The organism is Psychrobacter piscatorii, assembly GCF_001444505.1.
Classification (GTDB): Bacteria; Pseudomonadota; Gammaproteobacteria; order Pseudomonadales; family Moraxellaceae; genus Psychrobacter; species Psychrobacter piscatorii_B.
Genome location: NZ_LNDJ01000001.1, coordinates 22,361 through 36,967, shown reverse-complemented (window position 1 = coordinate 36,967; position 14,607 = coordinate 22,361). Strand labels below are relative to the sequence as shown.

General features: G+C 47.0%; 12 protein-coding genes. 4 read left to right on the top strand and 8 right to left on the bottom strand.

All coding sequences use genetic code 11. The features are described from left to right. Positions 1 to 10: 10 nt before the first annotated feature. Positions 11 to 1,585, top strand: a complete 1,575-nt coding sequence (locus AS194_RS00175; protein WP_058023482.1) for an aldehyde dehydrogenase (NADP(+)) — start codon at positions 11 to 13, stop codon at positions 1,583 to 1,585. Positions 1,586 to 1,698: 113 nt separating this feature from the next. Here the strand turns inward: AS194_RS00175 and AS194_RS00170 are convergent, their stop codons facing one another. Beyond that, positions 1,699 to 1,971, bottom strand: a complete 273-nt coding sequence (locus tag AS194_RS00170; RefSeq protein WP_058023481.1) for a hypothetical protein — start codon at positions 1,969 to 1,971, stop codon at positions 1,699 to 1,701. 341 nt (positions 1,972 to 2,312) lie between these two features. Here AS194_RS00170 and AS194_RS00165 point away from each other — a divergent pair, with 341 nt between their 5' ends. After that, positions 2,313 to 3,095: a YdcF family protein gene (locus AS194_RS00165; RefSeq protein WP_058023480.1), complete on the top strand. Its 783-nt coding sequence runs from the start codon at positions 2,313 to 2,315 to the stop codon at positions 3,093 to 3,095. Between the two features lie 35 nt (positions 3,096 to 3,130). Here the strand turns inward: AS194_RS00165 and AS194_RS00160 are convergent, their stop codons facing one another. The 6 genes from AS194_RS00160 to AS194_RS00135 all read right to left on the bottom strand — a co-directional run bounded on the left by AS194_RS00160 (position 3,131) and on the right by AS194_RS00135 (position 11,278). Then, positions 3,131 to 4,066: a putative RNA methyltransferase gene (locus AS194_RS00160; RefSeq protein ID WP_319822859.1), complete on the bottom strand. Its 936-nt coding sequence runs from the start codon at positions 4,064 to 4,066 to the stop codon at positions 3,131 to 3,133. Between the two features lie 166 nt (positions 4,067 to 4,232). Continuing rightward, entirely contained in the window at positions 4,233 to 5,351 is a 1,119-nt protein-coding gene (gene mraY, locus AS194_RS00155; protein ID WP_058023478.1) for a phospho-N-acetylmuramoyl-pentapeptide-transferase, read from the bottom strand. Positions 5,352 to 5,354: 3 nt separating this feature from the next. After that, entirely contained in the window at positions 5,355 to 6,803 is a 1,449-nt protein-coding gene (locus AS194_RS00150; RefSeq protein WP_058023477.1) for a UDP-N-acetylmuramoyl-tripeptide--D-alanyl-D-alanine ligase, read from the bottom strand. 83 nt (positions 6,804 to 6,886) lie between these two features. Next, complete coding sequence (locus tag AS194_RS00145; RefSeq protein WP_058023476.1) at positions 6,887 to 8,647, bottom strand: UDP-N-acetylmuramoyl-L-alanyl-D-glutamate--2,6-diaminopimelate ligase; 1,761 nt, start codon at positions 8,645 to 8,647, stop codon at positions 6,887 to 6,889. 67 nt (positions 8,648 to 8,714) lie between these two features. Continuing rightward, the gene (locus tag AS194_RS00140; protein WP_058023475.1) at positions 8,715 to 10,799 is read right to left on the bottom strand and encodes a peptidoglycan D,D-transpeptidase FtsI family protein; all 2,085 of its coding nucleotides are present in this window, start codon (positions 10,797 to 10,799) and stop codon (positions 8,715 to 8,717) included. Next, complete coding sequence (locus AS194_RS00135; protein ID WP_058023569.1) at positions 10,796 to 11,278, bottom strand: cell division protein FtsL; 483 nt, start codon at positions 11,276 to 11,278, stop codon at positions 10,796 to 10,798. Before AS194_RS00135 ends, AS194_RS00140 begins: the two co-directional genes overlap by 4 nt. A 14-nt stretch (positions 11,279 to 11,292) precedes the next feature. Between AS194_RS00135 and AS194_RS13670 the strand changes: the two genes are divergently transcribed. Beyond that, entirely contained in the window at positions 11,293 to 11,451 is a 159-nt protein-coding gene (locus AS194_RS13670) for a hypothetical protein (RefSeq protein ID WP_156770989.1), read from the top strand. Between the two features lie 242 nt (positions 11,452 to 11,693). Here the strand turns inward: AS194_RS13670 and rsmH are convergent, their stop codons facing one another. Then, a complete protein-coding gene (rsmH, locus tag AS194_RS00130) occupies positions 11,694 to 12,743 on the bottom strand; it encodes a 16S rRNA (cytosine(1402)-N(4))-methyltransferase RsmH (protein ID WP_058023474.1) in 1,050 nt (349 codons plus the stop codon). Between the two features lie 334 nt (positions 12,744 to 13,077). Here rsmH and gltX point away from each other — a divergent pair, with 334 nt between their 5' ends. Then, entirely contained in the window at positions 13,078 to 14,604 is a 1,527-nt protein-coding gene (gene gltX, locus AS194_RS00125) for a glutamate--tRNA ligase (RefSeq protein WP_083499552.1), read from the top strand. Positions 14,605 to 14,607: the final 3 nt, after the last annotated feature.

Sequence of the window (14,607 nt, the reverse complement as noted above, 5' to 3'; positions counted from 1 at the left end):
GGAGAATACTATGGTCATCGGACATAATTTTATTGCAGGTCAACGCAGTGCGCTCGGCAGCAAAGTCTTACGAAGCGTTAATGCTAGCACAAGAGAAGCCTTGGCTTATGAGTTTCATCAAGCGACTGAAGAAGAGGTCAATCAGGCATGTGAAGCGGCCAGTGAAGCGTTTAAAAGCTATCGTAATACATCACCTGAACAGCGCGCGTTATTCTTAGAAGCGATTGCCGATGAACTAGATGCGCTGGGGCAAGACTTTCTCGACGATATTTCACAAGAGACCGCGCTACCACTTGCACGTTTACAAGGAGAGCGTGGTCGTACCAGTGGTCAAATGCGTTTATTCGCTAAAGTGCTACGCCGCGGTGACTATTTAGGGGCGCGTATTGATACGGCACTGCCTGAACGTGAGCCTATGTCGCGTGTAGATTTGCGTCAAGTGAAGATAGGGGTCGGTCCGATTGCTGTATTTGGGGCAAGTAACTTTCCTTTAGCCTTTTCGACAGCGGGCGGTGATACCGCTTCTGCGTTAGCGGCAGGCTGCCCTGTCGTGGTCAAAGCACATAGCGGACATATGGTAACAGCGGATCAAGTAGCACAAGCGATCGATAGAGCGGTTGCAAGCACCAATATGCCTAAAGGCGTGTTTAGTATGGTTTATGGCAGTGGTGTCGGTGAAGCGCTAGTAAAACATCCCTTGATTCAAGCGGTTGGTTTTACAGGCTCGCTAAAAGGTGGTCAAGCCTTAAGTGCGATGGCAGCCGCTCGCCCCAATCCCATTCCAGTATTTGCAGAAATGAGCAGTATCAATCCTATGCTCATGCTGCCCGCTGCCTTAAAAAATCGTGGGGATAGCATTGCTCAAGACTTAGCAGATTCTGTCGTGATGGGCTGTGGACAGTTTTGTACCAATCCTGGTTTAATCATTGGGATTAAGTCACCTGAATACAGCCAATTTATTGAAAATCTGACAACTATCATCGATGCCAAACCTGCACAAACCATGTTAAATGCAGGAACGTTAGAGAGCTACTCATTAGGTTTGGAAGATTTGATGACACATGAAGGGTTCCAGCATTTAGCCGGACAGCCTCAACAAGGCAATCAAGCGCAGCCGCAACTGTTTAAAGCAGATGTGGAGTTACTGCTGGCAGGCAATCAGTTGCTACAAGAAGAGATTTTTGGTCCTGCTACGATAGTCATTGAAGTCAAAGACAAAGCACAGCTGATTCAAGCACTCAGTAGCATGAACGGCCAACTGACAGCTGCTTTGATTGCTGATGAAGCGGATTTTTCTGAATTCGCAGACGTGGTACCTGTATTAGAAGAAAAAGCTGGACGCCTACTATTAAACGGTTATCCAACAGGTGTAGAGGTCTGTGAGGCAATGGTTCATGGCGGACCTTATCCTGCAACATCCGATGCACGCGGCACTTCGGTCGGAACGCTGGCAATTGATCGTTACCTACGTCCTGTTTGTTATCAAAACTACCCCCAAAGCTTATTGCCAGAAGCATTAAAAGATGAGAATCCGTTCAATATCTTGAGATTGGTTAACGGTGAAATGACCCGAAATAAAATTTAGTATGAGAAATTAACCAAAAAAGAGACCCATTAATGGTCTCTTTTTTTACTGTATATACCATTAAAAAATAACGCCCATTTAAGGCGTCATTTTTGGATTATCGAAGGTTAGTTTTAAGAACGATGTTCATGAGTATTTTTACCTTGATATTTACCTTTCACCTTATATTTAGCAGCTGCCGCCTTTGATCTATAGTGAGAGTCCTTTGCCTTATTTTTGACAACTTTATGCTTACTATCTGCCTTGCTATCTGCTTTGTTACCATGTTTTTGGTGTTGTACTTGAGACGCATGGTGTTGTGAATAATTTGGTGCAGCATTGGCTTGACTAACCATAGATAAACAAGCGGTAGCGGCTAGAATCGAACTTACTATTATCTTTTTCATTGTTTTTTCCTAATGTAATTCATATTAATAAATGATGATTAAAGATACCTTATGAAGTATCACGATAATGCATCGCTCTATCGACAAAGAAAATGATAACTGGTTCTCGTATTAAGTAGCTTTATGAAACTTGAAGAAAGGTTGCGATTGTTACCACTACTAAGCGCATTTACACATTAGGCGGTAGAAAGCTACAGAGTTGCACTATTGGCTGGTATCGACTGAGCCTATCCGCCTATGTATGATGCTTTTGGCAGGCGTACAAAGAATTTATAGCGCTTAGCATCTGACAACTATACACAGCTCAACTCTTCTATCAGCGCTGATTGGATAACAAATTTATGTGTGGGTTATTACGTGTTTTATTAACTGTAATTGGGGCGATACTCATTATCGACTGCGTTACTTTGATGGCTGTTGATAAGATTAATTTTGGTACAGTGCTGCCTTTTTTGATAGGCGTAGTTTTTGTAGGGCATGGACTAGGTGCTCCTTTAATTACAAAAATACTTGCTAAGAATCCTTTACTGCGACGTATTTGGTACGGATTGTGGCTAGCGTTTGGGTTATGGCTCGCCAGCTTTTTAATTTTTATGTATTCGCTACAGCAGCAGATCAAACACAGCACACAAGATCTGCCGCCAGTAGCAGCTATCATCGTGCTCGGCTCGGGGGCGGTCGATGGCAAACCAACGCCTACCCTTGCCAGCCGCTTGGATACGGCAGCACAACTGATTGAGCAGCAGCCACAGGCACTCATTATTACGAGTGGCGGTGTGGGCTATGAGCGCACGCGCAGTGAGGCGGACATCATGGCGACTTACTTGGCGCAAACCCATGATATTTCACTAGATCGTATTTATCAAGAAGGCAAAAGCACCAGTACTGAGGAGAATTTGGCGTACAGCCAAATCATACTTGAACAGCATGGTATTGATAAAGAGGTACCGATTGCGATTGTGACCAGCGATTTTCATACCATTCGCGCAGCGGCGATTGCCCTCCATCAAGGTTATACGCAACCAATCACGCTTGCCAGCCCAACACCATTGTCTATTCGCTACAATGCATGGTTTCGAGAGTATTTTGCCTTTGGTAGCGGTTGGCTACTACAAGAATACTAATCGGCAGATGCCGTAACAAAAATATTAAAAGGCGCTCAAATGGACGCTTTTTTTTGCAAAATATAAACCACGAATTTTGCCTCTGTTTTGAATGATGCTTTCTCTACTGCTGTCAGCAACGCTTGTCTTTTTTCACTACGTGCGCGGTAGGCATACGGGGTCATGGTCATTAAATCAGCCAAATCATCCGCTGATAATGTCATCTCTGTACTAACATGGTCAGTTCCCATCAACGTAAAGTATGGCGCCAACTCATGTAAAAACTTATCAGAATCATGCTCGCGCACATCATCAAATAAGGCATCTCGCATCGTCGCCAAGTGTCCGGCATCTGGTTTGGCAATGATTAAATAACCATCATCGGCCAATACCTCAGCGAACGCTTCAGGTAAAATAGGACTAAAAATACTGCTAATACCCGTCACACTATGAGAGCGTAACGGTAGATGTGCGGCGCTGGTCACTAGTGGATATACCGCCGTCTGAGTCGCACCCTCTTTGGGCTGCTGATACCACAGCTGCCCTGCCGCTTTGCTTGCTTTGGCGAGAGTAGAGACGGCAGGCTTGCTGATGTCAGCCGCTAGCAGCGATGCTATACCGTCTATCTGCGCCATTGCTTGGGTATAATAGCCCTCACCGCAACCGACATCCAGCCAATTTGCGGCAGTATCACTTTGCCCGAGTAGCTGCCTCATTTGCTGCTCAAGCAAAGCCTGTAATGGCTGATAATGTCCTGCGACCAAAAACCGCTGCCGCGCTTCGATAGAGGCTTGACTGTCTCCTGGCGTTTTGGACTTTTTTTGTTGTACTGGTAACAAATTGACATAGCCTTGACGCGCCACATCAAAAGGGTGCTTGGTCTGCTTTGGATGCAAGCTGCCATCACAGCGCCACGTATCGGCTGCAGGCTGCATGGGTGACTGGCAAAGGGGACAAATAAATAACGACACAGGTTTCTCAAAATCAGTCAAGTATGGCCGTCATTTTAGCAAAGTTTACTTCAGCTGCGGCATAAAACCCTCACTTAGCAATAAGAGACAGAACCAAAAAAGCCACCTCAAACACGATGAGATGGCTTTTGCAGAGCGCTGAACCAAAAGACTCAGTTTGCTAAAACATCAGCTTGTTAAAAAATAGTTAGCGCAGTTTTAGCGTCATTAGCCCTAAGATTACAAGGATAATGGCAATAATCCAAAAGCGTGCCACCACTTGTGTTTCTTTCCAGCCAATCTCTTCAAAATGATGATGCAGTGGCGCCATACGAAAGACGCGTTTTTTGCGCAGCTTATATGAGCCAACCTGTAGCATCACCGACAGTGCTTCTGCGACAAACAAACCACCCATAATGGCAAAGGCAATCTCTTGACGAGTCATGACCGCGATGGTACCGAGCATCGCGCCCAGTGCCAGTGCTCCGACATCACCCATAAATACTTGGGCTGGATGGGCGTTAAACCACAAAAAGCCCAAGCCTGCCCCAATCATCGAACCACAGACAATGATGACCTCAGAGTTATAAGCGATATAAGGCACATGCAAGTAGTCAGCAAAACGCACATCACCTGAGACATAAGCCATCGCGCCCAAACCTGCCGCCACCAGCACCACCGGCAAGATGGCCAAACCATCCAAACCATCGGTTAAATTGACGGCATTAGAAGCGCCATTAATCACAAAATAGGTAAAGATAATAAACCCAATACCAAAAGGTAGCGCGGAGAAAGGAATGATCCAGTTTTTAAAGACGGGCAGTAGTAAATCCTGCATCTCGCGAGTGGTGTTGATATCCGGCTGTAGTGTGGCGATGTAGTATAAAGAGACGCCGACGAATAATGCGCCCATCGACAACCAAAAATATTTCTTGCGCGCAATCAGACCTTTGGGATCTTTATACTTGATTTTGAGCCAATCATCCGCCCACCCTACAGCACCGAAGATCACCATAACAACGAGCAAAATCCACACATAAGGATTGTTCAAACGTGCCCATAGCAGAGTCGATACCCCAATAGCACTAAGAATCAATACCCCGCCCATGGTTGGCGTACCGGTCTTGACCAAATGCGATTGAGGCCCATCATTACGTATGGCCTGACCGTATTTGAGTGAACGCAGGTGCTGAATGACACGCCCGCCAAAAAACATACTAAATGCGAGGGCAGTGATAACCGCAAGCAGCGCTCGCAACGTCAACGAAGAAACCGCAGAAAACGGCGTATAATACTGGCCAAGCCAGCCAAACAACCAAACTAACACCGCCTACTCCTCTACTAGCGCATGAATAAGTGTTTCCATTGTCATGGAACGCGAGCCTTTGAACAACACAGTACAAGGCTTGGCTTGTTGCGCTTGCAAATACGGCTGTAAATACTGTAATAAACTGTCTTTGTCTGCGAATGCCTGAGCATTGATATCAGCAACCTCTTTCGCACCAGCAACGGTGGCCTTGGCATATTCGCCAACACAGAGCAGCACATCGATACCTGTGGTCGCGATAGTACGGCCGAGGCTTTGATGCTCACTAACTGCCGCCTCTCCTAGCTCGCCGATATCACCCAACACCATCACTTGCGTACCCGTTTGCGCAGCCAAGACTTTGGCAGCGGCACGTACCGAGTGTGGGTTGGCGTTATACGTATCATCAATCAGGCGGTGCTTACCCAGTATTTGACTGTTCAGACGACCTTTGGCTGGACGCGCGTTTTCAAGGCCGATAACAATATCACTGACGTTGATATTTAATGCATGCGCACAGGCTGCAGCAGCCAAAGCATTATTGACATTGTGTTCGCCTGCTAATGGCAAATTGATATCATGAATCTGATTACCGATATGTAGCTTAAACTCACTACGCTCTGGTTCTACATCTAAATGGCTCGCGCTGACATCGGTATTACCAAACCCAATCACATGTGACGTGTGCTTTTCAGCAATGCGGCGTAACTGATTGGTAAAATCGTCTTTATCAGGAACAATCGCAAACTGCGCATCCGTTAAGGTGTGATAAATCTCCGCCTTGGTTTGGCAAATACCTTCACGGCTACCGAACTCACCCAGATGAGCCGTACCAATATTTAGGATACAGGCCACATCAGGACGCACAATCTCGGTCGTATAGGCGATCTCACCAATATGGTTGGCACCTAACTCTAAAATGGCATAACGATGATGGTCTGATAACTCAAGCAGCATCATTGGCACACCCAAATCATTATTGAGGTTACCACGGGTAATCAATGTCGGTGCCAGTCGACCAAAAATGCTACCTAGCATTTCTTTGCAGGTGGTTTTACCGCTAGAGCCAGTAATCGCTATCACGGTCAGATCTTTATGCTGCTGACGACGATAGCTTGCCAGCTGCCCTAACGCCAAACGGGTATCACTGACAACCAGCTGCGGAATCGCATTTGACTCAGATAAGATAGGACGAGACACAATGACAGCAATGGCACCTTTTGATGCTGCCATATCGATATAGTCATGACCATCGAAGTTCTCACCACTTAACGCCAAAAAGATATCACCAGGCTTTATCGTACGAGTGTCGGTCGCAATACGCTGACTGGCTAGGGCTGGCTGGCCTGCATCTGTATAGTCTTGTGGCAATTGCCAGTGACCATCGAGCGACGCTGTCGCCTCGAGCATATTATCCATTTGCCAGACATAAAGCCCTTGCGACTGGATGGTGTTATCGTTGTCGGCTGTCATAATGGTTACCTTGTATAATGACTACTCAATTTTTATATTTAATGTTTAATTTTTTGATAATAGGGGTATCGATAATCACTCGACTATATACGGCCCGCTTGCGCTAACGCCTGCTGCAAAATCACACTGTCATCAAAATCGTAACGGACGTTGTTAATCTCTTGATAGGTCTCATGGCCTTTACCAGCGATGACGACAATATCGTCTGGACCTGCCTGACTGACGGCATATTCAATGGCCTTTTGGCGAGCAGGTTCTATATGCGTACGTTGATATTGCTCAGCGCTCATCCCAGCCTGCATATCCTGTAAGATGGCATTAGGGTCTTCGGTACGTGGATTGTCAGCGGTCAAGACAACTTGATCAGCACCTGTGAGGCCCGCTTGCGCCATCAGTGGGCGCTTACCTGCATCACGGTCACCGCCACAACCAAACACTGCCCATAGCTGGCCTTTACAGTGAGTTTTCAGGCTCGCCAGCACTTGACTTAAGGCATCTGGCGTATGCGCATAATCAACGATAAAACAGCCATCATTCGATGACACGCGCTGCATACGCCCAACTGCACCTTGTAGCTGCGTGACCGCAGTCGCAATGCGTCCAATATCCACATTTGAATCAGTAGCAGACGCAGACTTAGTACCAGCAACAGTACCAGTCGCTACTGCTGCTGCGATAGCGGCAAGCAAATTAGCAACATTAAAGCGGCCGAGTAATGGACTGACAATCTCGATAATATCCGTTTTCTCATCACCAACTGTTTTATCATTAAAGTCAGTACGCAGACTTATCTTGACGCCCTGTAGACTTGGCTCGATATCAGCAGCGACAAAAGTAGCAGATGTTGCAGGCTCTAGACTGTACGTCCATACCGTCAAGTCACTAGCAGTGGCTGTATCCAACATAATCTGAGCATGTTCATCATCGACGTTGATGATGGCATGGGTCAAATCTGGGAAGTGAGCTTTATCAAACAGCTTGGCTTTGGCAGACGCGTATTCTTCCATATCAGCATGATAGTCTAAGTGGTCACGACTCAGATTGGTATAAATAGCAATGCTAACTGGCACGCCTTGTAAACGCTGCTGATCCAGACCATGAGAGCTGGCCTCTAATGCCAATATTTCAGCATTTTCGGTGCCCATTTGATACAAAAACTGCTGTACAGCTAAGGCGTCTCCAGTGGTATGACTGGCTTGTACCAAAGCGCCAAGGCGACCATTACCTGCCGTACCCATCACTGCACTGCTCATACCTGTTAATTGCGTCAATTGCGCCACCAATTGACTGATGGTGGTTTTACCATTGGTGCCCGTGACAGCGACTACCTTTGGCAGGGTCACTGGCTGCTGATATTGCAAATATGCTTGGATTAAGCTGCCTAAGAAATCACGAATATTAGGAACGTATAAGATTGGGCACGGCAGCGCTGCTAATTGCTGCGCTAATTGCTGCTGTGCGTTAGAATCACCATCCATCTTCAGAGGGGTATTTGCTTCGCTAATCAAGGCAGCAGGATCCATCTCTGAGAGGACAAAAACAGCCTTCTCAGCGGCTTGTAGCAAATAATTTCGGCTCTTTTGGTAATTTGGATTGTGGCTTTTTAAAAGGATGAATACGTCATTATTGGATAGTTGACGGCTGTCTAGTTGGAACTGCTGAAAAGGAATATGAGCAATCGATTGAATCTGATCCGCCCCTGACTGACTCGGTGCCTGTTGAACCGATGCTGCGATCATCGCGGTTAGCTGTTGCGCCAGCCTGCTACCGCTCGTATCGATAAGCTGCTGTAGAGTGGCCGTCGTAACAGTGGCGCTATTTGGCGATAAGGTAGGCATGGTCATGAGCAAATCCTAAACAGTTAATACAAATCAGCCCTTAAAGAGCTGACTACTTAAAATCATTGAACGCCTACTGTGGTTCTGTTTTGAGCGGCTTATCTAAAGGCACATTATATAATCGTAACGCTTCTTTCATCACATTGTGGAACACAGGTGCGACCGTTAGACCCGCATAAATCTGACCGCGCGGATCTTCAATAAGCATGACGCCCACAAGCTTTGGATTAGACGCTGGTGCCATACCAGCAAAGACGTTACGATACTGATCAGTATAGTAACCACCTTCTGGATTGATACGGCGCGAGGTACCAGTCTTGCCTGCCACACGGTATCCGTCAATGGCGGCGGCTCTAGCTGTTCCACCTGCCTCGGTCACGCTCTCAAGCATCTGTACAATAGACATCGCCTGCTCGCGGGCCATAATTCGTTTGCTTGGTTGCGGTTTGTCGTTCTTAATCAAAGTCAACGGGTGCATCACTCCGCCTGCTGCGAGGGCTGAATAAGCCTGCGCTACCTGCGCTAGTGTCACTTGTAAACCATAACCATAGCTGACTGTCGCACGGCGTGAGGTTTCTTTCTCTTTTGGCGTCACAATCAGACCACTGCCCTCACCTGGGAACTGTAAAGGTGTTTTTGAACCAAAGCCAAACTGTCGTTGCATATTAGTAATGGCATCAGGCGGTAGCGACAACGCAATCTTAGTTGAAGCCACGTTACTAGACTTCTGTAATAGTGTCGCCATGTTGATCATGCCCAAGTTATTATGATCGCGGATGGTATAGCCACGCACGCGAATTGAGCCTGGGTTGGTATCAATTAAAGTGGTCGGCGTATATTTGCCTGAGTCTAGAGCGGCGGCAACGGTAAAGGGCTTCATCACCGAACCTGGTTCAAACACATCTAATAGCGCACGGTTACGCTGGTTTTCACCTGTCATCTCATTGAGATTGTTTGAGTTGAATGATGGCCATGTGGAGAGCGCCAGTACTTCACCAGTCTGTACGTCGACGATCATACCCGTCGACCAGCGCGCTTTTTGCAGACGCCCTGCTTTTTCTAGCTCTTTGTAGAGCAAATATTGCAACCGCGAATCAATCGTCAGCGCTACATCTTTGCCTGGTATCTCAGGCTCAAGTTGCTTGATCTCTTTTAAGCTGTTTTGTTTGGCATCTTTTAAAACAAGCACCTTGCCATCATCACCTGCTAAATCTTTTTCATACTGGCGCTCAATACCAGCACGTCCTTCATAACCACCCTCAGGGTCATTGGCGTTTTGCCCCATAAACCCTAACAACTGCGCATTAGATTGCGGCTGCGGATAATAACGCTGAAAGAAGTTTTTCTCATGGACACCAGGGAAATCAAGCGAGCTAACACTTTGCGCAATCTCAGGTGTGACTTTATTGAGAAGGGGTAAATAATGCGAGCCTGCACCAGACGGCAGCGCCGCTTTGACTGCTGCTTCATCGGTCACATCAATACTGTCATCGATTGCCGTGGCTTTTTTTAGCTCATCGACAGAGATGTTGGCAGCCGCAGCCAGCGTCGTCAGATCCATATTGTCCAAACGCTTTTGCATACGCGCCTGCAATTGTGGACTGTTAGGATTGGTCAAGATAATACGTTTGAGCTCGTAGTATTCGCTCGCGTAATCATGCGGGCTAAATGACACGGTCGCCAGCGGTGCGCTCACTGCAAGTGGTAAATCATTACGGTCGGTAATCATACCGCGATAGGATTTTTGCGTGCGCTCACTGGTAATGAGCTCATTACCTTTGTCTTGATAAAACTGCGCGTTGGCCACCTGAATATAGTAGGCACGGCCAATCAATAGCACCAATATAACCAGCGCCAAACCCCAAACGGTACGAAAACGGTTTTTATCCTGCTCAAAGCCGCCACGAGAGGACGCGCCAGAGGCTTTGCCCAAAAACCCTCTTTTACTCTTTGGGTTTCTGGCACTAGTATGCGTCCCTTTCGTGTCACTCTTTTTGATACGATCAAATAATTTGGCTTTACGACTGCCTGCCGCTTTATCACTCGTTTGTCCAGATTTGGCAGCGCTCGCACGGCGTAATGGTTTGGTCACCTTGCCAATGGCTGGTTTTTTGCTGGTATTTTTTGCTGATGTGGATTTAGGTTTTTTGTCGCTCATTGTCCTGCCTCCGCTACCGGTTCTTCAGGGGAGATATCGGTAGAAGCTCGTGGTCCGACCACATCTAAATCTAACTCATCGTCGTCATCAGAGACTACTGGTGCCAAGGCGGTGGCGACACCAGGCTGAATAATCAGCTTATCCTTTAGTGTCGGTGAGTACATACCCAATTCCGCCACTGCACGACTGGCGATTTGCGGTGTGGCACTAAAGGTTTGCTGTTCAATCAATAGACGCTGATGTTCTATTTGTAGCTTACGCTCTTGTTTTTTCATGTCTTGCAAGGTTTTATAATCCTGATGATATTGCTGAACGGCTTCGGCAGTCTTGATGCCGCTCCATACGATTGCGGCTGCCAACAGCAGTAATACGACCACATAAATGCTCACCACATTGAACCGACGCACGAATAGCTCGCCGATATCGGTGTTATAGGGCGCGGCGGCGCGGCGGTTTGCAGGTTTGTCAGATATTGCCATGACGATCTCAAAAAGTGAACGTAAACGATAAAGTAGATAATGGTCTGCAAGCAATGAACGCATCATTGCTCAGCCATACCATTGATAAAAATAAAACCAAAGATGACCGTCTTATAGCGGCAACAGCCTACCGCTATAGCGATATGTCATATCAAAACCTGCTGTCTTACTAAACCTGCTATCTTGCAAAGTCGAATAGGTCGAATAAATAATCACGTTATTTTAGAGTAAAGAATGACTGAGTTGCTTGATATCTCAGACACTCTCAACTAATAAATGACGGAAAATTATTTGCTGAGCCTAACAGACAATATTTACAGCTTTTTAACAGTGGCGTAGCGATTAAGACATTTATGCATCATTCAGACAAACAATAGCAATCATATGCGATTTACTCAGTGTTTTCATCCATGATTTATGGCGCGGCCGTCTGCTGATACTCTGTGTCGGTGCGAGTTGCCATACGCAACCATGCACTGCGCGCGCGCGGGTTTTGGCTCGTTTCAGCTTTGCTGGGGCCAACGCGTTTTGGCTTGCTAAAATAGCGCGGACGATTGGGCGGCATCGGTAGATTTTCATCTTCTGGATATTGCCCTTTGCTATGTCGCTGCAAAAACTGCTTGATGCGGCGATCTTCTAATGAATGGAAGCTAATCACCGCAAGCTGCCCGCCTGACTTTAAGATAGCAATACTTTGCGCTAAAAAGTCGTCAACATCGCCCAGCTCATTATTAATAAAAATACGCATGGCCTGAAAGCTTTGCGTGGCTGGGTGCTTGCCGCGTTGCCAATTGGGATGCGCCTCTTTGATTACCTCTGCCAGCTCAAGCGTAGACTCGTAGCTGTCCATTTGCTTGATAGCGCGAGCAATACGGCGACTATGACGCTCTTCACCAAATTCATAAAGCACATTGGCCAATGTCTCATCGTCAACCTGCTCAAGCCACTCGGCAACTGGCTGGCCGCGACTGGTATCCATACGCATGTCCACTGCCCCATCGCGCATAAAGCTAAAACCGCGGCTACCATCATCAATTTGCGGTGATGAAATACCCAAATCCGCCATCAAGCCATCCACTTCACTAATGCCCATAGCAGCCAGACTATCTGTCAACGTTGCAAAGCTGTCATGAACCACATGCACACGGCTGTCTTTACTTGCCAATTCCTGCGCCACACTAATGGCTGTCGGATCTTTGTCAAAGACAATCAGTGTGGCGTCATCGGCAAGCTGACTTAATAGTAATCTGCTATGACCGCCACGACCAAAGGTCGCATCAACGTATATACCGCTTATATTTAAGCCATTTTGGTCGCCGTCTTTTTGCTTGGGTAGGGATTTTACCCCTAGCACGGCAGCTACGGTCTCCTCTAGCAGTACCGCATCATGGACAAAACTTAATTCATCAGACGTGATATCACGCTCACTATCGGATTGAGTCGGGTTTAAGGGTTCATCTTGCATGGTGACATCCTCATTAGAGAATGGACTGGGCGCTGATTCAGTGCGGTCAGTGGGAGCAAGACTGGCTTTCGATTTTGGCGTAGACTTTGATAGGGACACAAACAACTCAATAGATGACGACCATACTGGCCAGTAATTGGATGAAAATAAACAAGTTATGACTTGCCTAGCATTATTATCGCAAGGATACACGGGTAGTCAAGCACTAGAAGGGCTTTTCATTAAAAATATCACATGTCTCTGTTATACTAACGCTATATTTTAGCACCCTCTTCATATCTTTCATCGCTATTTATACTAATAGCCTATATTGATAGTAAACTTTGAGACTTTTATCATGCAAACCTCTACTGACAGCAAGCGCCCAGTGCGCACGCGTATCGCACCTTCACCCACGGGCTTTCCACACGTAGGTACTGCCTATATTGCCCTATTTAACTTGGCTTTTGCCAAAGCGCACGGCGGCGAATTTATCTTACGTATCGAAGATACCGACCAGACGCGCTCGACTGAGCAATCAGAGCAAATGATTTTAGATGCCTTGCACTGGGTTGGTCTAGATTGGAGCGAGGGCCCAGATATTGGCGGCCCGCACGCCCCTTATCGTCAGAGCGAGCGTAGCGATATCTACAAAAAACACGCCGAGATACTCATAGAAAAAGACCATGCGTTCCGCTGTTTTTGTACCCCTGAAGAGCTCGATGCCATGCGCGCTGAGCAAATGGCCAATGGCAAGACGCCGCGTTATGACGGTCGCTGCGCCCATCTTGCTCCAGAAAAAACCGAGCAATTAGTAAGCGAGGGCAAACCACACGTGATTCGTATGCGCGTGCCGACCGAAGGCACTTGTCAGGTACAAGACATGCTACGCGGTACGGTTGAGTTCCCTTGGACCCAAGTCGATATGCAAGTACTGCTAAAAACAGACGGTATGCCAACCTATCATCTCGCCAACGTCGTCGATGACCACTTGATGGAAATCACTCACGTCATGCGCGGTGAAGAGTGGCTGAACTCTGCGCCCAAGCATCAACTGCTGTATGATTATTTTGGTTGGGAAATGCCGACCCTTTGCCATATGCCACTACTGCGTAACCCTGACAAATCAAAACTGTCTAAGCGTAAAAACCCAACATCGATCACTTACTATCGTGATGCAGGCGTGCTGCCTGAAGCGTTGCTCAACTATCTTGGTCGTATGGGTTACTCCATGCCCAATGATGCTGAGAAATTTACCTTAGATGAGATGATTGCAAGCTTTGATATCCAACGTGTGTCGCTTGGTGGTCCGATTTTTGATATCGAAAAACTCAACTGGGTCAATAGCGAGTGGCTACGCGCGCTCACCCCTGAAGAGCTAAAGAATAAAATCCTTGAATGGGCCAGTAACAGTGACAAGCTGACTGCTATCGCCGCTGCGATTCAGCCACGTATCGAGCTATTGTCTGATGCGGTCAATTGGGGTGGTTTCTACTTCCAAAACCTACCTGATATCACAGCTGAGAGCTTCACCCATAAGTCACTCTCGCCTGAGCAAATCATTGAGATGCTACAGTTGGCGCTTTGGCAGCTTGAGACCTTACCAACGTGGTCAGAAGAAAATATCTACGCCACGCTAAAAGGCCTTGCCGCGCATCTTGATATTAAAATGCGTGACTTTATGGCACCGTTCTTTATCGCGATTGCTGGTAGCACCTCATCGACGCCAGTGATGAATTCTATGGCGATTATCGGTGCGGATATGACCTTGACTCGCTTACGTCATGCGGTTGATGTATTAGGCGGCCTCGGTAAAAAGAAACTGAAAAAATTAGAGAAACAAGCGGCAGAATTGCCAGATTTTTTGGCTGCTGCTGAGTAGTTT